Genomic DNA, 21,504 nt, shown 5'->3' on the forward strand with positions numbered 1-21,504 from the left:
AAGATACAGCCACTGGAGAGATTGAAGGTTAACAGCAGATGGCGTAGCCGGAAAGTTCCGGCTACGCCACCGACGGTTGTCGATCAACTACCCTGCTTGGGTGGCGGCGACACGTTGGCCGCCGCCCATTCCGCCATCTTGTCAGCGGACATCGCCTCGTACAGGGCCAGGGCCTTCTCCCTGTCGGAGACCACCACCGACTCGCCGTTGATGGTCTCGCTGCCCTTGTGCGGGCTGGTGAAGAACTGGAGGTTTTCGCCGCGCAGGCTGCGGAACTGGAGGGCCATGTCGACCAACGAGAAGTCCTGGTCCACGGTCACCGCGTCGGTCGTCGCCTTGAGGAACGAGTTGAGCTTCTTCGGGTTGGTCAGCGTGCCCGTGCTCGCCGCCTTGTCCATCAGCGCCTTCAGGAACTCCTGCTGGTGCCGTACCCGGGCGAAGTCGCCGTCCGGGAACTGCTTGCGCTGGCGGACCCAGTCGAGGGCCTGGTCGCCGTTCATGTGCCGCACGCCCTTGTGGAAGGTGCGGTACGGCTTGTGGATCGAGGTGACGGTGCGCTCCACCTTGAGGTCGACACCGCCGAGCGCGTCGGTGACCTCCTTGAAGCCGCCGAAGTCGATCGCCATCACGTGGTCGATGTGTACGTCGGTGAAGCACTCCACCGTGCGTACGGCCAGCGGGAGCCCGCCGAACGCGAAGGCCGCGTTGATCTTCCCGCGCTGGCCGCTGTCGCACGCCGCGCCCGCCTCCTTGGGGATGGGCACGTAGAGGTCGCGGGGCATGGAGACCAGGTACGCCTTGTCGTGGCTGGCCGGGATGTGCATCAGGATGATCGTGTCGGCGCGCCACTCGCTGGCCGAGTCGACCTGGGAGTCGGGGTCGCGGGAGTCGCTGCCGACCATCAGGATGTTGAGCGTCCCGTCGACCGTCTTGGCCGGCCGGCCGCCGGTCAGGTTCGAAAACGCGTCGGTGCGCTGTAGGTCGTTGTCGAGGTCGTTGACGTACTTCCACAAGCCCAGGCCGCCCAGCAGGCCGAGCACGAGGACCGCGATGCCGGCGACGAGCGCGATGCGCCGCCAGCGGGGACGCAGGCGGGGTCGCCGGCCACCGGGGTAGACGGGGCCGCCCGGCCCACCGGGGCCACCCGGGCCGCCAGGCCCCCGGCCGCCGCCGAATCCCCGGAGCGCACTGGTGCCCGACCGGGGGCAGCCGTGCCCGGCACGTAGGCGCGCCCGGAGATTCGTCCGGAATCGGGCTGGTTCATGCCCGGTACGGACGCCCGGCCGGTGCCGCCGCCGTGGGGAGACCTGGTCGCTGTCATGTAGTTCAGGGTAGGTCGGGAACGCTCGCGCGCCGTTAAGCCATCGCCGAGGCGGCACAAACCCGGGAGTGTCAGCCGACCCGCTGAGCGCTGAGCTTGCCAATCCGCTGGGCGAAGTGCTCGATCGTCCGGCGCAGCCCTTCCTCGACTCCCACTCGAGGGGCGAAACCAAGGCGGGTACGGGCGAGGGTCAGATCGGGGCGGCGCATCTCCGGGTCGTCGGCGGTGCGCGGCAGGTACGTGACGACGGACTCGCTGCCGGTCAGTCGGACGATCAGCTCGGCGAGCTCGCGCATCGAGAACTCGTCCTCGGTGCCGCAGTTGATCGGCCCGGTCTCGGTCGAGTCGAGGAGCATCAGGATGCCGCGGACGAGGTCGTCGACGTAGCAGATCGAGCGGGTCTGCGTGCCAGTGCCGTGCAGCGTGATCGGCTGGCCGCGCAGCGCCTGCGTGATGAACGTCGGCACCGCCCGCCCGTCGTCCGGGCGCATCCGCGGCCCATACGTATTGAAGATCCGCACGATGCCCACGTCGACCCCGTGGTGCCGGTGATAGGCCATCGTGGCCGCCTCGGCGAAGCGCTTTGACTCGTCGTACACACTCCGCACGCCGACCGGGTTGACGTTGCCCCAGTACGACTCGGGCTGGGGGTGCACCTTCGGATCGCCATACGCCTCCGAGGTGGAGGCGAGGATGAAGCGGGCGCCGTCCGCCCGCGCGCGGTCGAGCAAATGCAGCGTGGCCTGGGAGCCGACGCGCAGGATCTCGATCGGCAGCGTGGCGAAGTCGGTCGGGCTGGCTGGCGAGGCCATGTGCAGGATCGCGTCGAAGCGCTGGGCGAGCGCCGGATGGTGGTCGGGCAGCCCATCGGCAACGTCGGCCTCGACGAGCGTGAAGTCGGGACGCTCGCCCAGGTGGGCCACGTTGTCCTTGGTCCCGGTCACGAAGTTGTCGACGGCCACCACCGCGCAGCCGCGCGCCAGCAGCGCGTCGACAAGGTGCGACGGCACAAATCCCGCACCCCCGGTAACGAGGACGCGGTGACCTGCTCCGTATCGCGGGACTACGACCATGAGCGCAAGCCTACCGATTGATACCTACAGCCTCGCCCCCACGTACCCCGCCCGCGGCCAGCAGAACCCTCCACGCGCCCCCAAGCGGGCACGGAGGTACCCCAGACAGGGACGGACCCGCGCGGCTGTGGGCAGGCCGCGCGGGTCCGTCAGTGCGCCGGTGGATCAGTGCGCGCCCGCACCAGTGAGGGAGCGCACCTCCAACTCGGCGTATTTCTGCTCGTCCGTCTCCTTCGAGAGCATCGTGCCGATCCAGCCGCACAGGAAGCCGAACGGGATCGAGATGATGCCCGGGTTGTTCAACGGGAACCACTGCCAGTCGGCGGTCTTGAACATCGACGTGGGCGTCCCCGACACGACCGGCGAGAAGAACACGAGCACGACCGCGGCGAGCAGGCCGCCGTAGATCGCCCAGGTCGCGCCGGCGGTGTTGAACCTCTTCCAGAAGAGGCTGTACAGGATGGCCGGCAGGTTGCCGGAGGCGGCCACCGCGAACGCGAGCGCGACGAGGAAGGCCACGTTCAGGCTCTGGGCGAAGAGGGCCAGCACGATCGAGACCGCGCCGATGACGAACGCGGAGATCCGGGCCACGTTCACCTCCTGCTTTTCGGAGGTCTCGCCCCGTTTGATCACATTGGCGTAGAAGTCGTGCGCGAGGCTCGACGACGACGCGAGTGTCAGGCCGGCCACCACCGCCAGGATTGTGGCGAAGGCGACCGCGGCTATGACCGCTAGTAATACCGCCCCACCTGTGTCGCCACCGAAGAAGTCCACGCCGAGCGCCTCGGCGAGCTGCGGTGCCGCGGTGTTGCCGGCGGCGTTCTGGGCGCTGATCGCCTCGCCACCCACGAGCGCCGCGGCGCCGAAGCCGAGCGCGAGGGTGAAGAGATAGAAGGTACCGATGATGCCGATCGCCCAGAGCACGCTGCGCCGGGCCGCCCGGGCGGTGGGCACCGTGTAGAAGCGGATCAGGATGTGTGGCAGGCCGGCCGTGCCCAGCACCAGCGCGATGCCGAGCGAGAAAAGGTCGACCTTGTTATAGAAGGTCTGGGTGGCGTTGCCCGCGACTTCCTTGCCGTAATAGAGGCCGGGCTGGAGGAACGCCTCACCCTTGCCGGACGCGTCGGACGCGGCGCCGAGCAGCGAGGAGAGGTTGAAGTTGAACTTCGCCAGCACAAGCACGGTCATCAGCGCCGCGCCGCCCATGAGCAGGAACGCCTTGACGATCTGGACGTATGTGGTGCCCTTCATCCCGCCGACCGTGACGTAGATGATCATCAGGGCGCCGACCAGGACGATAGTGGCGATCTTGGCGGCGTCGGCGTCCATGCCGAGGAACGTCGTGCCGGGCCGGATGCCGAGCAGCAGCGCGACGAGCGCGCCCGCGCCCACCATCTGGGCGATCAGGTAGAAGATCGACACCGTGATCGTCGAGACGGCGGCCGCCGTACGCACCGGGCGCTGGCGCATCCGGAACGCGAGCACGTCCGCCATCGTGTACTTGCCCGAGTTGCGCAGGAGTTCGGCGACCAGGAGCAGCGCGACAAGCCACGCCACCAGGAAGCCGATCGAGTACAGGAAGCCGTCGTACCCGTACAGCGCGATGAGGCCGGCGATGCCGAGGAACGACGCCGCCGACATGTAGTCGCCGCCGATCGCCATGCCGTTCTGGAAGCCGGAGAACGACCGGCCACCGGCGTAGAAGTCGGTCGCCGTCTTGGTCTGGCGGCTCGCCCACACCGTGATCGCGAGCGTCGCGGCCACGAAGACCAGGAAGAGCGTGATGGTGAGCGTACGGGCGGTGGAGTCACCGGCCTCGGCCGCGAGGAAGGTGAGGTTCACGCGGCCTCTCCCTTCTCGGTCAGCTCGGCCGCGATCTTGTCGGCGAGCGGGTCGACCTGGCGGGCCGCGAACCGGGAGTACAGCCACGCGATCAGGAACGTGGACACGAACTGGAGCAGGCCGAAGACGAGCGCCACGTTGATGTGGCCGACGACCTTTGTGTCCATGAAGCCGCGCGCGTAGGCGGACAGGATCACGTAGAGCGCGTACCAGAGAAAGAACGCCACTGTCATCGGGAAGATGAAGCCGCGCAGGGTCTTACGCAGCTTCGCGAAATCCTCCGACTGCTGTACGGCGAGGTACCGCTCCTCTGGCACCGAGGTGGCGGGAGCGGGGGTATCCGTCGTCATGCGAAGTTCACCACCTTCGTAGGCGTAGGCGGGTGTCGGCAGGACGTTAAGAAGGGCGGTACGGATGACGGAACCCGCGATCGCGATCAAGGTCGTCGATTGCGCCGAACGGTTGTCTGCCTGCGCCGAGTGACGTGGATCACGCCGGTAACCGGTCGGGCCCTAACGCAACTCGCGGTACCGCCCACGGAAGTGGATCAAAGGCGAGTCGTCCGGGCCGACCTCGACCGCCTCGATCGTCGCCTCCACCAGCAGCCCCCAGCCGAACTCGCGCGCGCCATCCAGCCGGCAGCCGACCCAGGTGCCCACGCCGGCAGGCACCGGCCCGTACGGCGTCTCGGTCCAGTCATCGCCCCGGAAGAGGCCGCCGGGTGCGGGCAGGATGCCGGCGAAGCGGTCGGCCAGCTGCCTGTGCGCGGCGGCCAGCGGCGCCACCGCGAACCGCTCGGCGGCGCTCGCCGCGGCCCAGAGGTCGGACTCGTCGTCGACGATGCCGAGCAGCCGGCCAGGCTCGCCCCCGGCGACGACAGTGGACGAGACGGTGAGGCCGGCGGGGCCGGGAGCGGTCCAGAGCGTCACGGTCGAGGCGAGGCGACCGCGCAGCTGGCGTACGGGTGAGCGGGCCTGCCCGGGCGTCGCGAAGGGATCGGTGCTGTGGATCTGCGCCCCGGGCTCGGGAAAGCTCACCGACCCATCTTCGTTCATGCACCGTTCCGGCTGTCGTTAACCCCGTCCTCCTACCTTGCCGGCCATGAAGGCCAGGATCGGCGCGTCGTTGCTTGTGGTGGCGCTCCTCGCGGGTTGTGGGTCGGAGCCGGTGGCCGGGCCGATCCAGGAAAAGCTTCCGCCGCCGCGCCCGGTCGGCGTGGAAGACCCCGCGCCGGCATCGAGCAGCTCGCCCGAGGAAGGTGGGTGTGATCCGCGGGCCAGCTACCGGCCGCGCGGCGAGCGCCCAGCGCCGGGCGCCATGCCGGCCGGCTCGACGATGGCGAAGATCGCGGCCCGCGGCCACCTGATCATCGGTGTCAGCCAGACCACGTATCTCTTCGGGTACCGCGACCCGGAGTCCGGCGAGATCGTCGGCGTCGACATCGACATCGCCAGGGAGATCTCCCGCGCGCTCTTCGGCGACCCGAATAAGATCCGATTCCGATCGATGGCCGCCGCCGAGCGCATTCCCGCGATCAAGGCGGGCGAGGTCGACATGATCATCCGGACCACCTCCATGAACTGCGAGCGGTGGCGCGAGGTCGCCTTCTCCACCTCTTACTACGAGGCGCAGCAGCGGGTGCTCGTGCGAAGCGACTCGACGGTGCGCGGGCTCCAAGACCTCGGCGGCAAGAAGGTGTGCGGCGCGGCCGGCAGCTCAGACCTCGCCAACATCGCCGCCGCGCCCTCCAACCCGATCCCGGTCTCCGCAGTCGAGGTGCTCGACTGCCTGGTGCTGCTCCAGCAGGGACAGGTCGACGCGATCTCCAACGACGACGCCCAACTCGCCGGCTTCGTCGCCCAGGACCCCACCACCCGAGTGGTCGGCCCCGCGATCCGCGTCGAGCCCTACGGCATCATGATGTCGCAGTCGACTGTGGACCTGATCCGCTTCGTAAACAGCGTGCTCGACCGCATGCGCTCCGACGCCTCACTAGCCGCGATTTACAACAGGTGGCTAACCCCACTAGGCCAGGTCCCCAAGCCCCCACCAGCCCGCTACCGCGACTGACCTCAGCCCGCCGTGTTGATCAGGGAGCTGGTGGGCGTGTCGGTCGGCGCGTCGCTACACAAGGTCCCTGATCAACTGCGGCGGGGCTAGCGGTTTGGGCTTACCGCTTGGAGTAGTTCGGGCATTTGGCGGTCGAGCATGTCGCCGACCACGTAGGTGGCCAGCCAGGCGGCGGCCACGCCGTATGCGATGCCGGCCGGTGCGGCCAGCCACAGCCAGACCGGCGCGCCGCCGACGAGCGCGGTGACCACCACGATCGGGATGGCGACCGCGGTCGCGCCGATTAGGCCGAGGATGCTGAGCAGGCTCTTCGCCACGCCGGAGCCGGCGTTGATGGCGAATGGGTTGGAGGTCTCGGGCAGCGCATACGCGCCGTGCAGCGAGACGAAGAGGTTGATCGCGAGCCCCGAGCCGTACGCGGCGCCGAGCGAGCCGAGCATCAGACCGATGTCGGCCGGCTCGCGCAGGAATGCGGCCACGATCGCGGCGATCACGAGCAGCAGCGGCCCGAGGTACGTGGTGAACGCCATCAGCCGCGCGCGCAGCTCGACCGCGCCCGGGACGCCGGCCACCACGTTGGCCGCGTAGGCGCTGCCGTCGTACCCGAACTGGTTGGCGAGCGAAGCCGCGCCGATCACGCCGACGAAGACCATGGTCAGGCTGATCATGACGGGCGAGGTGGAGCCGGAGAGGCCACCCGAGCTGACATTGACCATCACGGGCATGACCACGCCGATCACCGCGAACGTGATCAGGCCGGCCCGTCGGCGCGCGTCCCGCCACCAGTAACGGGCCTCGCGGGCGGCAAGCGCGCCGTACCTGTTGCGCGGCAGCCACGGCATGCTCCGCGGGAAGAGCTGGTCGACAGCCGAATCGCTGGTCGCGGCGGCGGCCTTGGCCGGCCCCGCGCTCTCCGCGCCAAGCATCGCGGACTCCAACGTCCGCGACCACCACCACAGCAGCGCGGCCACCGTCGCGGCGGTGATGAGGAGCTTCAGGGGTACGGCCCAGGCGCGACCCGCCGCGACGTCGATGCCCATCGTGTACGGCGCGGCCAGCGGGGTCCAGCCGATCACCCGAGCGGGGCCGAGCAGCCGCTGCCAGTCCGCGTTCTCCAGGAGGGCGACCACGCCGATCTGTACCGGGCCGATCAGCGCAGCCACGCAGGCGAGCAGGATCGCGGCCATGTCACGCACCCGGCGGGACCGCAGCATAGTGGCGAACGCGCTGGTCACCGCCCGGCTAGCGACGATGCAAAGGATCAGCCCGGCGACCGTGCCGACGGCCTGCACCACCGCCGCGACCCACCCGCCGAGCAGCGCGGCCGCGATGACAAGGCCGCTTGTCGCCACTACCGCGGCCAGCGCCGGGACACCGATCATCGCGGCGGCCACCAGACCGGTGACGAGCGTGCGGCGGCGTAGCGGCAGCAGCGCGAACCGAGCTGGGTCGAGCGTCTCGTCGACGCCGAAGAAAACCAGCGGGAGGAGCGCCCAGCCGAGCACGAGCAGCCCGCCGCCGAGCGCCGAGGCCAGCACGGCGGCGTCGACGTTGTCGGTGAAGCCGGGTGCGGCCAAGAGGAAGAAGGCGCTGGCCGCCCACCACAGCCCGACCGCCAGGCCGAGGACGAAGAGGGCGATCCGCCATGATTTGCCGCGCATGTTGTTGGCCAGCACGCGCAGCTTGAGCCGGACAAAGAGCGCCGCCGAGGGCTGCCTCAGGGTCGGCTGCTGCTGGGTCAGAGCCACGCCAGCTCCTCACCGGTCGCCGTACGACCGCCGACCACCTCGACGAACACGTCCTCCAGCGACCTTTCGCCGCGTACCTCGTCCAGCGTGCCGACCCGCTTGATCGTGCCCTCGGCCATGATCGCGACGTGGGTGCACAGCCGCTCCACGACCTCCATCACGTGACTGGAGAAGATGACCGTGCCGCCGCCCGTCACGTACCTGTGCAGGATGTCGCGGATCCGCGCGGCGGACACCGGGTCGACCGCCTCGAACGGCTCGTCGAGTACGACCAACCGGGGCGCGTGCAGCAGCGCGCAGGCCAGCCCGATCTTCTTCTTCATGCCGGCCGAGTAGTCGACCACCAGCGTGCGGCCGGCGTCCGCCAGAGCGAGCACGTCGAGCAGCTCGCGCGCCCGCTGGTCGACGACCGCGGGGTCCATGCCGCGGAGCAGCCCGTGGTACGCGAGCAGCTCCGCGCCACTCAGCCGGTCGAAGAGCCGTACGCCGTCGGGAAGCACGCCGAGCAGCGCCTTGGCTCGCACCGGATCGGACCACACGTCGTGCCCCAGCACCCAGGCCGTGCCGGCGTCCGGCCGCAGCAAACCCACCGCCATCGAGAGGGTGGTGGTCTTTCCGGCGCCATTCGGCCCGAGGAGCCCGTAGAACGAACCGGCCGGCACGTCCAGGTTGACGCCTGCGACCGCCACCTTCGCGTCGAACCGCTTGACCATCCCCGGACCGCCAGCGCGGCATGCTCTACAGTCGTCACCTCTCCGACGTTAGCCCTACCAGGAGATGCGGACCGGGCCGCAGGCCTCCGACCAGGTGTACGTCGACGCGGGCTGCCCGCCGAGCGCGTGGCGGGCGCGGTCGGTGCCGATGTTCCAGCCGCGCCAGTCGTGATCCCGCTCCAGGTCGCGGGCCACGTCACTGAGCGCGCAGGAGCGCTGCGTGGCGGGGAGGCGATCCAGCGCGGGCACGGCGTCCGCGGAGAGCCCGGACAGGTACGCCACGTCGATCCGGCCACTGTCCTGGTAGCGGGCCACGTTGCGGTCGGCGATGAAGTGGTCCGGGTTGAGGACCGCCAGCCCGATCAGCGCCGCCACGCCACTGCCGATCGCGGCCTGGGGGAGCCAGCTCGCCCGCAGCCGTACGCCGGCGGCCAGCACCATCACGAGTACCGAGCCGAGCCACAGCTCGCAGGCGCTGACAAGTACCCGGAGGCGGGTGAAGCCGTACGCCTCCTCGTACGTGTGCATCCGGAAGAGCGCGGACGCCACGATCACCAGGCAGAGCGCGGCGAGCCCGCCAAGCAGGACGCGGATCATCAGCCGGTCGCGCGGGGTGTCGCGCGGTGCCCACCGGGCGGCCAGCGCCAGCACGCCGAGCGCCAGCGCGGTCACCACGAGGAGCTGCCAGAAGCCGCTTCGGGCGTACTCGGCGTAGGTCAGGCCGGCGGTGCTGAGCACGTGCTCCGCGCCGCCGAAGAGCACCGTGAGCTGCACCGCCACGAACGCGAGGAAGATCGCGTTGAGCACGACCAGCGGGAGTGTCCACTCCAGACGGCGCAGGCGCGTCTTGGCCGGCCGCTCCAGCCCAGCGAGGCGGGGTGGGGCGGCGAGCAGGTACGCGCCGCCGAGCAGGCCCAGGGTGGCGAAGGCGAAGACGTACACCCAGCGGGCGACGGCGGACGCGCTGATCTCCGGCGTCACCCTGCCGACGAGTTCGGCGAAGGCCGCGTCCGCCGATGCGAACAGTCCACCGAAGACCAGGAGGAGCAGCACCGACACCCCGATGGTGGCGCCGATCCGGGCCCCCGGTCCGCCGCGCTGCTGCCGGGCCAGGATCGCGGTGCCCCGGGTGACCCAGGGCAGGCCGCGCAGCGCCGCCACCGGCACGGCCACCGAGGTGACCAGCAGCGCCGGAAGGCTGCGGCCGGCGGTAACCGCGAGCGAGCCGGTCACCGCGGCGGTCAGCAGGCACAGGACGAAGAGCCAGCCGGCGGCGCGCACGGTGCCGACGCTGAGCAGTACCACCGTGGCGATCGTCCACAGTGGCCGGATGGCGCCCGCCTGGATCGTCGGCGGTACCGCCGGGCCCCGGCCGAGCATGGAGGGATGGGCCCAGCCGCGCAGCGACAGTGCCGTCAGGGCCGCCGCACCGGCCAGCCCGGCGATCGCCCACCCGACGCCTGGCCGGTCCAGCGGCACGCTCGCGGCGGCGACCAGACCGGCCATCCCCGTGGCGCCGAGCGCGACCGCGTCAGCCGGTCTGGATGGACCTGGCCAGCGGCTTTCTAGCGCTGTGGGCGGGCGTGGACCGTGTACCGGCCGGAATGGGCGCATCGGGGGTGCGGTCTGTACTGTCATCGCTTTCCTCCGGTTTTGGGCAGGGTCCATCGGCCCGGCGCGGTGCGCGAGGGCATGTGTGGTGCTGGAAAGTCAGGCGGGCGTGGGGATGGTGACCCTGATGCGGCAGCCGCTCTTCGCCTCAGCGGGCGGGTCGAGCGCGGCGATCGTGCCGCCGTGCATCTCGACTACCCATTGCGCGATCGCCAGCCCGAGCCCGGTACCCCCGTCGGTGTCGTCCCGCTCCCCGCGGGTGAACCGCTCGAAGACCCGGGCGCGCTGGTGCCGCGGGATGCCGTCGCCCTCGTCGAGCACCTCGAAGCGGCAGTGGTCGGCCTCGGGGCGCGCGGTCACGAGCACGGTGCCGCCGGGCGGGCTGTGGCGAGCCGCGTTGTCGAGCAGGTTGGCGAAGACCTGGCGCAGCCGGTCCGGATCCGCCTGTACGGTGCCGGCCGCCTCGGGCACCCGTACCCGAAAATCAACCTGGCGCCCCGCCCCGACCGCGGTCACCTCGGCCTCCCGGACCACCTCGTCCAGGAAGTCGGCGATGTCGAGGTCGACCCGGTCGAGCGGCACCACCCCCGCGTCCAGCCGGGAGAGGTCGAGCAGCTCGGTGACCAGCCGGCCGAGCCGCTCGGACTGGGCCAGTGCGGTGCGCAGGGCCTCGGGGTTGGGCTGCGCGACGCCGTCCACCATGTTTTCCAGTAGGCCCTGTAGGGCGGTGATGGGCGTACGCAGCTCGTGCGAGACGTTCGCGATCAGCTCCCGCCGCTGCCGGTCGGCGGCGGCGAGGTCGGCGGCCATCTGGTTGAACGCCCGCGCCAGCTCGCCCACCTCGTCGCGGGAGGTGGCCCGCACCCGCCGCGTGTAGTCACCGCGCGCCATCGACCGTGCCGCGGCGGTCATCTCCCGCAGCGGCGAGGTCATGCCGTGGGCCAGGATCTGCGAGGTCACCAGCGCGACGGCGATGGCGGTGAACGACGTCCGGTACGCGATCCACCCGATCCCCAGCCGAAACACCACGAGCCCGGCAAAACCGGAGCAGACAAGGAGTATGCCCAGCTTGAGCTTGATCGACCGGACCGGGTCGAGCGGTCGCGGGAGCAGATCCCAAAGCGCGGTCATGGGGCAACCTCCAGTGCGTACCCGACCCCGTGCACAGTGCGGATGAGGTCGCCGCCGAGCTTTCGGCGCAACGCTTTGACGTGGCTGTCGACGGTACGGGTGCCACCCGCCGCCGCCCACCCCCACACGTCGGCGAGGAGCTGCGCGCGGGGGAGAACGGTCCGTGGCCGCCCAGCGAGGTGTACCAGCAGGTCGAACTCGGTCGGCGTGAGGTGCGCCTCGACCCCACCCCGCCGTACCCGCCGCTCGGCCTGGTTGATCTCGAGGTCACCCAGCCGGATCGTGGGCGCGTCCTCTCGCACCGCCGCGGTCGCCCGCTCGAACCGGCGCAGCAGCGCCTGCACCCGCGCGGACAGCTCGCGCATGGAAAACGGCTTTGTCAGGTAGTCGTCCGCCCCGACGGCCAGCCCGACGAGCAGGTCAGTCTCGTCGTCGCGCGCGGTGAGCATCAGCACGGGTACCGGCCGCTCCGCCTGGATCCGCCGGCACACCTCCAGCCCGTCGAAGCCGGGCAGCATGACGTCGAGCACGACGAGGTCCGGCCGCATCTGCCGGGCCGCCTCCACGGCGCCCGGCCCGTCGCCCGCGATCCGCACGGTGAACCCTTCGGCCCGCAGCCGTGCAGCGACAGACTCGGCGATCGTTCGCTCGTCCTCCACCACCAAAACCCGCCGCTCGCTCATGTCCGGCACTCTATGCACCGTCGATGGAGACCTAAGGCGCGAGTTGTGAACGACCTGTGGAGAACCGCGTCAGGCATCGATCAGAGGCGCAGGGACTCGGGGGCGTGGAGGCGGAGCATCGTCGTACCCACGTCCGGCGGCGTGCGGCGGCGGGTGGCCAACGATACGGCGACCATGACCGCGAACGCCAAGGGCACCGTCCACGCGGCAGGCTGGGCGATCAGCGCGGCCGACCACCCGTGCAGCGGCGGGCCGAGGATCGTGACGAGCACCGCGCCGACCGCGGCACCGCCGCCGGCCAGGATGCCGGCCGCCGCGCCGAGGTCGGTCAGCCGGCGCCACCAGATGCCGAGCACGAGCAGCGGGCAGAAGCTGGATGCGGCGACCGCGAAGGCAAGCCCCACCACCTGAGAGACGTCGAGGCTGGCCACGTTGAGCGCGAGCACGACCGGCACCAGGCCGCCGACCAGCGCGGCCACCCGGAAGTCCCGTACCGAGCCGCGCTGGCCGGGGCCTCGGTCGCCGGCGTGGGCCAGCACGTCGGTGGAGATGACGCCGGCGACGCTGGTGAGCAGGCCGGAGCTGGACGACAGGAACGCGGCGAACGCGCCCGCCGCGACAAGCGCGGCCAGCATCTGACCCAGCATGCCCGAGCCGAGCACCGCGACCGGCAGCAGCAGCACGACCGCGTCGGTCTCGCCGGTTATCAGCAGCTGTGGCGTGTAGACGCGGCCGAGCACGCCGTACAGCGTGGGTAAGAAGTAGAAGAGGCCGACCAGCGCGAGGACCACCAGCGTGGTGCGGCGGGCGGCGGCGCCGTTGGGGTTGGTGTAGAAGCGCACGAGTACGTGTGGCAGCCCCATCGTGCCGAGGAACGTAGCCAGGATCAGGCTGTACGTGCCGAAGAGCCCACCCGCGTCGTTTCCCGGCAACAGCCAGTCCAGGTCGTTAGCGGTGTCCACACCGGACACATGCGGCACCTGGTCACCTGCCTGGAACGTCAGCTCCTCGCCGGCGCGTACCTCCTGTGTGGACCCGTCGGGGAAGGTGAGGGTCGCATGGTGCTCGACCACGAGGCTTGTCGCGGCGGGGAAGGTGAGGCCGTCGGACGGTGTCACCGGCGGACGTCCGTCCGCCTGCCAATGCAAAACCATAAATATCACGGGTACGGCGAGCGCCGTGAGCTTCAGCCAATACTGGAACGCCTGCACGAACGTGATCGCGCGCATACCGCCCAGCGCCACGTTCGCGGTGACGACCACGCCGACGAGGAGCGCGCCGAGCTCGTAGGGGCCGCCGGCGACGGTGGTCAGCGTCAGCCCCGCGCCTTGGAGCTGCGGCACGAGGTAGAGCCACCCGATGAACACGACGAACGCGGTGGCCAGCTTGCGAAGGCCGCGCGAGTGCAGCCGTACCTCGCAGAAGTCCGGCAGTGTGAACGCGCCCGAGCGGCGCAGCGGCGCGGCCACGAAGAGCAGCAGCGCGAGGTATCCGGCGGCGAAGCCCACCGGGTACCAGAGGACGTCGACGCCGTACTTGAGGATGAGCCCGGCGACACCGAGGAACGACGCCGCCGACAGGTACTCGCCACCGATCGCGGCCGCGTTCCAGGTGGGGCTGACCACGCGCGAGGCGACCAGGAAGTCGGACGTGGTGCGGGCCAGCCTGAGGCCGTAGAAGCCGATCGCCAGCGTGGCGAGCGTGACCGCGACGATAGCGGGGACGGTGTACGGGTTGTCCATCAGCGTTCCGGGCGGCGGACCACGGCGGTGAAGTCCTGCTCGTTGCGCTCGGCCAGGTAGACGTAGGCCCAGCCGACCGCGACGAGGAACGGAAACGCGACGACGCCGAGCAACACCCACGGCAGGCTGATCCCGACGACCTTGATGGTGCTGGTGGCCGGCGCGATGGCGAAGAGCAGCGGCAACGCGCCCAGCCCGATGGCCACCACCACGGATAGCCGCAGGGCGAGCGCGAGCTGTGCGCGCACGAGCCCCCGCACGAGCGCGTCGCCCACCTGGGTCTGCTCGGCGAGCTCCGCCCGAGCCCGATCATGGTCGCGGCGGCGCACCACCTCGGCCAGCACGATCCTGGTCCGCTCCGGCGTACCGGCGCCGGTGGTGAGCTGCTCCATGTCCGGCAGTCTCACCCACCACGAGCCGATGTCAAGCGCTGAGGCCTTCTAGCGGTTCCAGTCCTGCTTCGCCGCGCGTACCAGCTTGTCTTTCAGCTCTCGGGTATGGCGGCGGGAGACCGGCAGCTCGGTCTCGTCGACGACCACGACGTAGCCGGAGCCGGTCAGTCGCAGCTCGGCGATGAGCCGAAGCTGTACCAGGTACGACCGGTGGATACGGACAAACCCGGCATCCGCCCAGCGCTCGGCAAGCGTGGCCAGCGGCACCCGGACCAGGTGCGAGCCGTCTGCCGTGTGCAGGCGGGCGTAGTCGCCCTGGGCCTCGACCCACCGCACCGCCGAGCGGGGCAGCATGCGCGTGGTGCCGGCCAGCTCGACCGGGATCGTCGGGTCTTCCTCGGGGCGTGGTGCCGCCGCCGCGCCAGCCGGTACGACGCGTGAGCTGACCACCCGGCGTAGCGACTCGCCGATCCGCTCCGGCTGTACGGGCTTGCGCACATAGTCCGTAACGCCGAGGTCGAAGGCGTCCACCGCCGCGTCGTCGTAGGCGGTGACGAACACGATCGCGGGCGGGCGGGCGAAGCGGCGCAGCACGCGGGCCAGCTCCATGCCGTCGAGGCCCGGCATCCGGATGTCCAGGAACACCACGTCGACATCGGTGTCGCGCAGGACGCGCAGCGCCTCGGTGGCGTCGGAGGCGGTGTGCAGGCGGCCGACGCGCGGGTCCGTGCGCAGCAGGTAGGCGAGCTCGTCGAGGGCCGGCGGCTCGTCGTCGACGGCCAGGACGCGCAGGAAGGCATTCACGGGCTCGTCCGGACCGCGGGGTGGAACTTCGGCACTCGCATGCTCACCTTCGTACCCGCTCCGAGCCCGGTCTCCACTACCAGGCCGAACTGGTCTCCGAAGACGGAGCGGAGTCTTTCGTCCACATTGGACAACCCAACGTGGCCGGAGTCGTGGCTGTCGGCCGCCTCGGCGACCCCGGCGACCAGCACTGCCGGATCCATGCCCACGCCGTCGTCCTCGACGGTGATGTGGCACTCGGCGCCGGCGTCACGGGCCTCGATGCTCACCATACCCACGCCCGGCTTGCGGGACAGGCCATGCCGCACGGCGTTCTCCACCAGCGGCTGGAGGCACAGGAACGGCAGGCCGACCGGCAGCACCTCCGGCGCGATCTGTAGCCGCACCTGGAGGCGGTCGCCGAAGCGGGCCCGCTCGATGGTCAGGTACCGGTCGATGGAGCGCAGTTCCTCGGCGAGCGTGGTGAAGTCGCCGTGCGAGCGGAAGGAGTACCGGGTGAACTCGGCGAACTCCAGGATCAGCTCGCGCGCCCGCTCCGGGTCGGTACGCACGAACGAGGCGATCGCGGAGAGCGCGTTGTAGACGAAGTGCGGGCTGATCTGGGCGCGGAGTGCGCGTACCTCGGCCCGGGCCAGCATCTCCCGGGAGGAGTCCAGCTCGGCGAGCGCGAGCTGGGCGCCGGCCCAACGGGCGGTCTCCAGCGTCGCCTGTACGAGCCCGGGTGCCGGCTGGTCGTCGGCGATCGCCACGAGCGCGCCGGGTGCCGAGCCGTCGGGGCCGGACATCGGCGCCACCACCGCGCCCCGTACCGGGCAGTCCACCCGGTCGCAGGGGAGCTCGCCGGGACCGAGCACGGTGGAGCGGCCGGCAGTGAGCGCCTTCCGGGAGGCGGCGACGAGCTGGGCGGAGTGGTGGGTGCCGCGACCGTCGAGCGCCAGGACCGCCTCGCCGTCGACTAGCGCCAGGCCGGGCGCTTCGACGAGCGCGCGCAGGTGCCGGATCGCCTTCCCCGCGCTCGCCTGGCTGAGCCCGGTGCGCAGCGAGTCGGCAGCGAGGCCGGCGGTGTGCAGTACATCGTACGTCGCCCGCTGGGTCGCGGTGGCGATGCTGCGGCGGGCGCGCAGCCGGGCCACTCCCCAGACCGCCGCCGCCAGCGCGCTGACCAGCGCGACGACGGCGAGCACCGCGGAGAGGTTCGATCCCACAGCTTGTATTCTGCGCGGATCTTCTAGTAGGCGCCCTTCCGGGCGAGCACCACGCCGACCGTGCGCCAGAGGATGCTCAGGTCGTACGCCAGGGACCAGTTGTCCACGTAGTACAGGTCGAGGCGCACCGCCTCGTCCCAGGAGAGGTCGGAGCGGCCCGAGACCTGCCAAAGGCCGGTGATGCCGGGGCGGACCAGCAGCCGCCGCCGCACGTCGCCGAGGAAGTCACCGTCGTCGGCGGGGAGCGGGCGGGGGCCGACGAGCGACATTTCGCCCCAGAGCACGTTGATCAGCTGGGGCAGTTCGTCGAGCGAGCTGGCACGCAGGAAGCGGCCGACCGGGAAGACGCGGGGGTCTTCTCTGATCTTGAAGAGCATGCCGTCGGACTCGTTCTGGTCGACCAGCGAGGCGAGCCGGTCCTCGGCGTCGACGTACATGGTCCGGAACTTCCAGACCCGGAACGTCCGACCCTCGTGACCGACGCGCGGCTGGCGGAAGAAGACCGGGCCACGGTCGGACAGCTTGATAGCGATCGCGATCGCGAGGAACACCGGAATCAAGACCAGGAGTCCGAGGCCGGCGGCGATCCGGTCGAGCAGGTTTTTCGCCAGCCAGCCGATACCGGAAAGCGTGGGCTCTTCGACGTGCAGCAGCGGCAGGCCCTCGATCGGCCGGATGTGCACGCGCGGGCCGGCGATGTCGGTGAGCTGCGGAGCGACGACAAGGTCGATACCGGTGCCCTCGAGCTGCCAGGCAAGGCGGCGCAGCTCGCCGGGCTCGGCGCTGGCCGAGCCACACACCGCGATCGTGTCGGCACCGACCTCGCGGACCAGCGTGAGCACGTCGCGGCCCGAGTGCACCGGCACCGGAGTCTCGATCCCGCGGGCCGCCGCGTACCCATCGGTGATGTGGATGGCGACCGGCACCAGGCCGGCTGCCGGGCTGCGGGTGACCGCCGTGTAGACCTCCAGCGTCTCCGGCAGCGTGCCGATGAGCAGCATGCGGTGGCCGGCGTGGCCCGCGCGTTTGCGCACCTGGTGCAGGACGAACCGGGCCGCGTAGCGGGCGACGAGGATCAGCACCGTGGCGCCGACGAGGGCTGTGGCCACGGTCAGTCGGGATAGGTCGGTCTTGGTGGCGAAGGCGAGGAACGACACGCTCGCCATGACCGTCACCGAAGCGCGCACCACTCGTTTGAACTCATCGGTACCGAGGCCGAGATAACGGCGGTCGTAGGCGCCATTGGCCCAGAGCATGATGAGCCAACCAAGCGGCAGCAGCACGTACGCCACTGTCTGGAACCACGTCTCGTCGGCGTCCTGGAAGCCGGAGACGGCCTGGTCGTACGCGCTGATGGAGATAAGGCTGGCCAGCGCGGCCGCCGCATAGTCGAGCAGAAGCAGCATCGCCGTGTACGGGCGGTGCCAGCGGGATGCCCGCCTGCGGGCGCGGGCCCACGCCGAGCGCGGCACACCGTTGTGCGATGGCGGCGTCGGCGTCTGGATCTCGAAGCTGTCGACGTGGCGCACGGTCCTGCTCCGGCCTGTGTTGGCTACCGGGCGTTGGAGGCTTGTCGTCACCTCACCTACGTCCTCCCGCTTTGCACGTGCCGCCCATGTGCCGTCAGGCTCGGGACTGACCACCGCATCAGTCTCCCATGGTCACCGCGGCGGATCGGTGACCGCAGAGACAATACGCCCCACCGTGATCGAATGGGACCATGGACCGGGCCACTATACCGAGCGTTGTCCACCCGGGATGTGCCCATTGGGTCCGGTTTGCAAAACCGTAGGTCACAGCCACTTCGCCTAGCGCACGAGCCGTGACAGTCTGCGATCGGCGAGTGGCTTCCCGCCGGTCTGACAGGTTGGGCAGTACTGGAGGCTGGAGTCGGCGAACGACACCTCCCGGACCGTGTCGCCACATACCGGGCAGGGCAGCCCGGTGCGCGCGTGCACCCGCAGACCCGAGCGCTTCTCGCCCTTGAGCTCGGCGGCGCGCTGGCCCACCGAGCGGGTCACCGCGTCGGTCAGGATCTCCCGGACCGCCGCGTGTAGCCGGGCCATCTGCTCGTCGGTCAGCCGGGTCGTGATCGCGAACGGGGAGAGCTTCGCCGCGTGCAGGATCTCGTCCGAGTAGGCGTTGCCCACCCCGGCCAGTACCTCCTGGGCGGTCAGCACCCCCTTGAGCTGTCCTTTGCGGCCGCGGATGCGCTCGGCGAACGTGGCCTCGTCGGCGGCCAGCGCGTCCGGCCCGAGCCGGGAGATGCCCGGCACCAGCGCCGGGTCCTTCACGAGGTAGGCGGCGAGGCTCTTCTTGGTGCCCGCCTCGGTGAGGTCGAAGCCGGAGCCGTCGTCGAGCCGCACGCGCAGCGCGATCGGACCCTTGCCCGGCTTGAGCGGCGCGCCGCTGTTGAACGAGTCGCGGTAGTGCAGCCAGCCGGCGCGCGAGAGATGCACGACCAGGTGCAGGTCGGTGTTGGACGCCTCGCCGATGTGGACGTCGAGGAACTTGCCGTACCGGCCGGCGCCGGTGATCTCCAGTCCGGCGGCCGCGGTCGGCGGCGGGTCGTACGTCTTGAGGGCGCTGAGCGCGACGACCTCGATGCGGTCCACGCGCCGTCCAGCGGCCCGCTCGCGAAGGTACGCGGCGAGCGCCTCCACCTCGGGCAGCTCAGGCATGTCACAAACGGTAGCCGGAAATGGCCCGGTCGATCAGAGGCCAAGCAGGTGCAATGCGGCGAAACCGTCGTCGGCGATGCGGCGGATCAGCCCGTTGTTCAGGTCGCGGTGCTCGTCAAGGACGCTGGCTTCACTCTCCGTAATCCATCGCCACTCGGTGTGCTTCCCTGGCTCCAGCCGTGGGCGGCCGAGATCGCCGTCGACGCGCACCAGGAAGTCGGTCTCGACGCGCTCGATGCCGTCATCGCCGGTGTACGTGTACTCACCGACCGTGCCGAGGACGACCGAGACGGTCCAGCCGGTTTCCTCCTCGACCTCTCGCCGTAGCGCGTCCTCGAGGCCCTCTCCGGCTTCCAGGTGACCGCCGACGATGTCCCAGGTGTTGGGAAACAGGCGCCGATCGGGTGACCGGCGCTGGATGAAAATGCGCCCGTCGTCGTCGACGATCAAGGCGCCAGCGCAGCGTAGAGGCTCCGTGGGCACGGTAAGAATCTATCTACCTGACCCGCTTCCGGACAGAACGCAAGTCTTGTAGTTCTGTCTCCGTTCGGGTGACCATGTCCGTACGGTGCCTTGAGGGGTGATGTGCGATGCGCGTCCGCGATGCCATGTCCAGCCAGGTTCTCGTCGTCGGCCCCGAGCACACGCTGCGCCAGGCCGCCCAGATGATGGCCACCCGCCGCATCGGATCGGCCGTCGTGATCGACCCCGACTCCGAAGGGGTCGGCATCATGACTGAGCGTGACGTTCTCTACGCCATCGGCCGGGGCCTCGACCCCGACGTGGAGCACACTTCCGCCCACCTCACCTGGGACGTGGTCTACGCCAGTCCCGACTGGACGCTCGAAGAGGCGGCCGTGGCGATGGCCCGCGGCGGGTTCCGCCACCTCGTCGTCATGGAGGAGAGCGAGGTGCTGGGGGTGATCTCGGTCCGCGACATCATGCGGGTGTGGGCCGAGCAGCACACCGCCGCCAACGTCTGAGGGCGCCGAGGGCCGCCCCGGGTGGCCCGATTTGGCATCCCACGAACGGTCACTTCTCCGTATATCTGTATCGTGAAGATCAACTTCGGTCCGTACGCTGTGCAACCATGACCGCCGAGCAGCTGATCTCCTTCGCCCGTGGCGCGCCGTCGCTGGACATCGTCGATGTCGAGGGCCTCAAGGCCGCCGCCGTCCGCGCGTTCGACGCCGATCCCGGCGGGATCACGGCCTACGGGACATCCGTCGGCTACCCGCCCCTGCGTAAGTGGATCGCCGACAAGCACGGCGTCTCCGTCAACCAGGTGCTCGTCACCAACGGCTCGCTCCAGGCCGACGCGTTCCTCTTCGACTACCTCGTCGGGCCGGGCGACGCCGTTGTCGTGGAGCGGCCGACGTACGACCGCACGCTGCTGAACCTGCGCAAGCGGGGTGGCGAGATCCACGCGGTCACGCTCCAGGAAGACGGCATCGACACCGACGAGCTGCGCAAGCTCCTGGAGTCCGGGGTGCGCCCGAAGCTCGCGCACATCATCCCGAACTACCAGAATCCGGCCGGCGTCACGCTCTCCATGGCCAAGCGCGAGGCGCTGCTCGAGCTCGCCACCGAGCACGAGTTCACGATCTTCGAGGACGACCCGTACGTCGACATCCGCTTCCGCGGCGAGGCGCACCCCTCGATGCTGTCGCTCGACGAGACCGGCGTCGTCGTGCACGCCTCCAGCTTCACCAAGACGGTCTGCCCCGGCGTGCGGGTCGGCTACCTCGTCGGGCCGGCACCGCTGATCGGCGACATCGCCAAGCGGGCCACCAACCTCTACATCTCGCCCGGCATGGTGGCGCAGGCGATCGTGCACCAGTTCTGCGCGTCCGGCGACATCGACCGCTCGGTCGAGACCGTCCGAGCCGCGCTGGGCGAGCGCGCCCGCGTCCTGGCGACCGCGCTGCGCGAGCACATCCCAGGTGTGCGGTTCACCGAGCCGGACGGCGGCTACTTCCTCTGGATCGAGCTTCCGGACGACGTACTGGCGGACGACGTCTTCACCGCGGCCGCCGAGCGGGGCGTCGCCGTGGTCAAGGGCAGTGACTTCCTGCTGGAGGGCGGGGAGCACGCGCTGCGCCTGGCGTACTCCGCCGTGACCGTGGATCAGATCGAGGAAGGCGTACGCCGGCTCGCCGCCGCGGTCCAGGCCGTCCGAGGCTGATTCGCATCCCAGCAAGACGCCGGGGCGCAGCGGAGTGATTCCGCGGCGCCCCGCAATTATTCTGTCGGATTTCCGACAATGTGCCATCGTCACCGGCCCGGGGTTCCCCTAGGGCCGGCTAACGGATCACAATGCTGCGAGCAATCGCTATGCGGTTGACCCCATAAGCAAAACCCCCGCCCCCATCGGCGCCGGGTGGGCCGCTCGCACCCCCCACCCCCGACGCGGCCGGTCCACCTGGCGCCTCAGCCATCAAGCGGTACAGCTCCCTCCCCGCAAGCAGGGCATCTCTCTCGCCAGGGG

Annotated in this window: 18 protein-coding genes and 2 pseudogenes; 3 read left to right on the plus strand and 17 right to left on the minus strand. The window is 70.3% G+C overall.

Features of this window, described 5'->3' with window-relative positions; genetic code table 11:
- Nucleotides 1-83 precede the first annotated feature (83 nt).
- From Pflav_RS33555 to Pflav_RS33575, 5 genes and pseudogenes are all read right to left on the minus strand, one after another.
- Nucleotides 84-1,321 (minus strand): annotated as a pseudogene (locus tag Pflav_RS33555) (LCP family protein).
- 71 nt (nt 1,322-1,392) lie between these two features.
- On the minus strand, nt 1,393-2,394 hold the full coding sequence (locus Pflav_RS33560; RefSeq protein ID WP_173040770.1) for a UDP-glucuronic acid decarboxylase family protein: 1,002 nt from the start codon (nt 2,392-2,394) through the stop codon (nt 1,393-1,395).
- A 165-nt stretch (nt 2,395-2,559) separates the two neighbouring features.
- A complete protein-coding gene (locus tag Pflav_RS33565; protein ID WP_173040771.1) occupies nt 2,560-4,236 on the minus strand; it encodes a solute symporter family protein in 1,677 nt (558 codons plus the stop codon).
- On the minus strand, nt 4,233-4,586 hold the full coding sequence (locus Pflav_RS33570) for a DUF485 domain-containing protein (protein WP_173040772.1): 354 nt from the start codon (nt 4,584-4,586) through the stop codon (nt 4,233-4,235). The genes Pflav_RS33565 and Pflav_RS33570 overlap by 4 nt, the downstream gene beginning before the upstream one ends.
- A gap of 162 nt (nt 4,587-4,748) precedes the next feature.
- Nucleotides 4,749-5,291, minus strand: coding sequence for a flavin reductase family protein (locus Pflav_RS33575; protein WP_173040773.1), 543 nt, complete (start codon nt 5,289-5,291; stop codon nt 4,749-4,751).
- A gap of 46 nt (nt 5,292-5,337) precedes the next feature.
- Between Pflav_RS33575 and Pflav_RS33580 the strand changes: the two genes are divergently transcribed.
- Nucleotides 5,338-6,306 carry a glutamate ABC transporter substrate-binding protein gene (locus tag Pflav_RS33580; RefSeq protein ID WP_173040774.1) on the plus strand — a complete coding sequence of 323 codons (969 nt, stop codon included), beginning with the start codon at nt 5,338-5,340 and terminating at the stop codon, nt 6,304-6,306.
- 86 nt (nt 6,307-6,392) lie between these two features.
- On the opposite strand, the gene Pflav_RS33585 is transcribed toward Pflav_RS33580, so the two are convergent.
- The 12 genes and pseudogenes from Pflav_RS33585 to Pflav_RS33640 all read right to left on the minus strand — a co-directional run bounded on the left by Pflav_RS33585 (nt 6,393) and on the right by Pflav_RS33640 (nt 19,499).
- The gene (locus tag Pflav_RS33585; protein ID WP_173040775.1) at nt 6,393-8,054 is read right to left on the minus strand and encodes an ABC transporter permease; all 1,662 of its coding nucleotides are present in this window, start codon (nt 8,052-8,054) and stop codon (nt 6,393-6,395) included.
- Nucleotides 8,045-8,805: pseudogene (locus Pflav_RS33590) on the minus strand (ABC transporter ATP-binding protein). Before Pflav_RS33590 ends, Pflav_RS33585 begins: the two are co-directional and overlap by 10 nt.
- A gap of 16 nt (nt 8,806-8,821) precedes the next feature.
- On the minus strand, nt 8,822-10,273 hold the full coding sequence (locus Pflav_RS33595; protein WP_173040777.1) for a DUF4153 domain-containing protein: 1,452 nt from the start codon (nt 10,271-10,273) through the stop codon (nt 8,822-8,824).
- Nucleotides 10,274-10,477: 204 nt separating this feature from the next.
- Nucleotides 10,478-11,509 (minus strand): HAMP domain-containing sensor histidine kinase, encoded by a 1,032-nt coding sequence (locus Pflav_RS33600; RefSeq protein WP_173040778.1) that lies wholly within the window; start codon nt 11,507-11,509, stop codon nt 10,478-10,480.
- The gene (locus Pflav_RS33605) at nt 11,506-12,192 is read right to left on the minus strand and encodes a response regulator transcription factor (RefSeq protein ID WP_173040779.1); all 687 of its coding nucleotides are present in this window, start codon (nt 12,190-12,192) and stop codon (nt 11,506-11,508) included. Before Pflav_RS33605 ends, Pflav_RS33600 begins: the two co-directional genes overlap by 4 nt.
- Nucleotides 12,193-12,272: 80 nt before the next feature.
- Nucleotides 12,273-13,934: a sodium/solute symporter gene (locus tag Pflav_RS33610; RefSeq protein WP_173040780.1), complete on the minus strand. Its 1,662-nt coding sequence runs from the start codon at nt 13,932-13,934 to the stop codon at nt 12,273-12,275.
- Nucleotides 13,934-14,326 carry a DUF485 domain-containing protein gene (locus tag Pflav_RS33615; protein ID WP_173040781.1) on the minus strand — a complete coding sequence of 131 codons (393 nt, stop codon included), beginning with the start codon at nt 14,324-14,326 and terminating at the stop codon, nt 13,934-13,936. The genes Pflav_RS33610 and Pflav_RS33615 overlap by 1 nt, the downstream gene beginning before the upstream one ends.
- 48 nt (nt 14,327-14,374) lie before the next feature.
- Complete coding sequence (locus Pflav_RS33620; RefSeq protein ID WP_173040782.1) at nt 14,375-15,130, minus strand: LytR/AlgR family response regulator transcription factor; 756 nt, start codon at nt 15,128-15,130, stop codon at nt 14,375-14,377.
- Nucleotides 15,127-16,335 carry a sensor histidine kinase gene (locus Pflav_RS33625; RefSeq protein WP_173040783.1) on the minus strand — a complete coding sequence of 403 codons (1,209 nt, stop codon included), beginning with the start codon at nt 16,333-16,335 and terminating at the stop codon, nt 15,127-15,129. Before Pflav_RS33625 ends, Pflav_RS33620 begins: the two co-directional genes overlap by 4 nt.
- 23 nt (nt 16,336-16,358) lie before the next feature.
- Nucleotides 16,359-17,864: a sugar transferase gene (locus Pflav_RS33630; protein ID WP_173040784.1), complete on the minus strand. Its 1,506-nt coding sequence runs from the start codon at nt 17,862-17,864 to the stop codon at nt 16,359-16,361.
- Between the two features lie 279 nt (nt 17,865-18,143).
- Nucleotides 18,144-19,016, minus strand: a complete 873-nt coding sequence (locus Pflav_RS33635) for an Fpg/Nei family DNA glycosylase (protein ID WP_173040785.1) — start codon at nt 19,014-19,016, stop codon at nt 18,144-18,146.
- A 33-nt stretch (nt 19,017-19,049) separates the two neighbouring features.
- Nucleotides 19,050-19,499 (minus strand): NUDIX domain-containing protein, encoded by a 450-nt coding sequence (locus Pflav_RS33640; RefSeq protein WP_173040786.1) that lies wholly within the window; start codon nt 19,497-19,499, stop codon nt 19,050-19,052.
- 107 nt (nt 19,500-19,606) lie between these two features.
- Between Pflav_RS33640 and Pflav_RS33645 the strand changes: the two genes are divergently transcribed.
- Together Pflav_RS33645 and Pflav_RS33650 are read left to right on the plus strand one after the other, a co-directional pair.
- On the plus strand, nt 19,607-19,999 hold the full coding sequence (locus tag Pflav_RS33645; RefSeq protein WP_173040787.1) for a CBS domain-containing protein: 393 nt from the start codon (nt 19,607-19,609) through the stop codon (nt 19,997-19,999).
- A gap of 107 nt (nt 20,000-20,106) precedes the next feature.
- On the plus strand, nt 20,107-21,201 hold the full coding sequence (locus Pflav_RS33650) for an aminotransferase-like domain-containing protein (protein ID WP_173040788.1): 1,095 nt from the start codon (nt 20,107-20,109) through the stop codon (nt 21,199-21,201).
- Nucleotides 21,202-21,504 lie beyond the last annotated feature (303 nt).

Origin of the sequence: Phytohabitans flavus, from assembly GCF_011764545.1 — a bacterium.
Classification (GTDB): Bacteria; Actinomycetota; Actinomycetes; order Mycobacteriales; family Micromonosporaceae; genus Phytohabitans; species Phytohabitans flavus.

What these genes read in the sequence shown, in the direction of transcription:
- Pflav_RS33560 (WP_173040770.1), bottom strand. Translation starts at nt 2,394, where the DNA reads ATGGTCGTAGTCCCGCGATACGGAGCAGGTCACCGCGTCCTCGTTACC.
- Pflav_RS33570 (WP_173040772.1), bottom strand. Translation starts at nt 4,586, where the DNA reads ATGACGACGGATACCCCCGCTCCCGCCACCTCGGTGCCAGAGGAGCGG.
- Pflav_RS33575 (WP_173040773.1), bottom strand. Translation starts at nt 5,291, where the DNA reads ATGAACGAAGATGGGTCGGTGAGCTTTCCCGAGCCCGGGGCGCAGATC.
- Pflav_RS33580 (WP_173040774.1), top strand. Translation starts at nt 5,338, where the DNA reads ATGAAGGCCAGGATCGGCGCGTCGTTGCTTGTGGTGGCGCTCCTCGCG.
- Pflav_RS33595 (WP_173040777.1), bottom strand. Translation starts at nt 10,273, where the DNA reads ATGGCCGGTCTGGTCGCCGCCGCGAGCGTGCCGCTGGACCGGCCAGGC.
- Pflav_RS33600 (WP_173040778.1), bottom strand. Translation starts at nt 11,509, where the DNA reads ATGACCGCGCTTTGGGATCTGCTCCCGCGACCGCTCGACCCGGTCCGG.
- Pflav_RS33605 (WP_173040779.1), bottom strand. Translation starts at nt 12,192, where the DNA reads ATGAGCGAGCGGCGGGTTTTGGTGGTGGAGGACGAGCGAACGATCGCC.
- Pflav_RS33610 (WP_173040780.1), bottom strand. Translation starts at nt 13,934, where the DNA reads ATGGACAACCCGTACACCGTCCCCGCTATCGTCGCGGTCACGCTCGCC.
- Pflav_RS33615 (WP_173040781.1), bottom strand. Translation starts at nt 14,326, where the DNA reads ATGGAGCAGCTCACCACCGGCGCCGGTACGCCGGAGCGGACCAGGATC.
- Pflav_RS33635 (WP_173040785.1), bottom strand. Translation starts at nt 19,016, where the DNA reads ATGCCTGAGCTGCCCGAGGTGGAGGCGCTCGCCGCGTACCTTCGCGAG.
- Pflav_RS33645 (WP_173040787.1), top strand. Translation starts at nt 19,607, where the DNA reads ATGCGCGTCCGCGATGCCATGTCCAGCCAGGTTCTCGTCGTCGGCCCC.
- Pflav_RS33650 (WP_173040788.1), top strand. Translation starts at nt 20,107, where the DNA reads ATGACCGCCGAGCAGCTGATCTCCTTCGCCCGTGGCGCGCCGTCGCTG.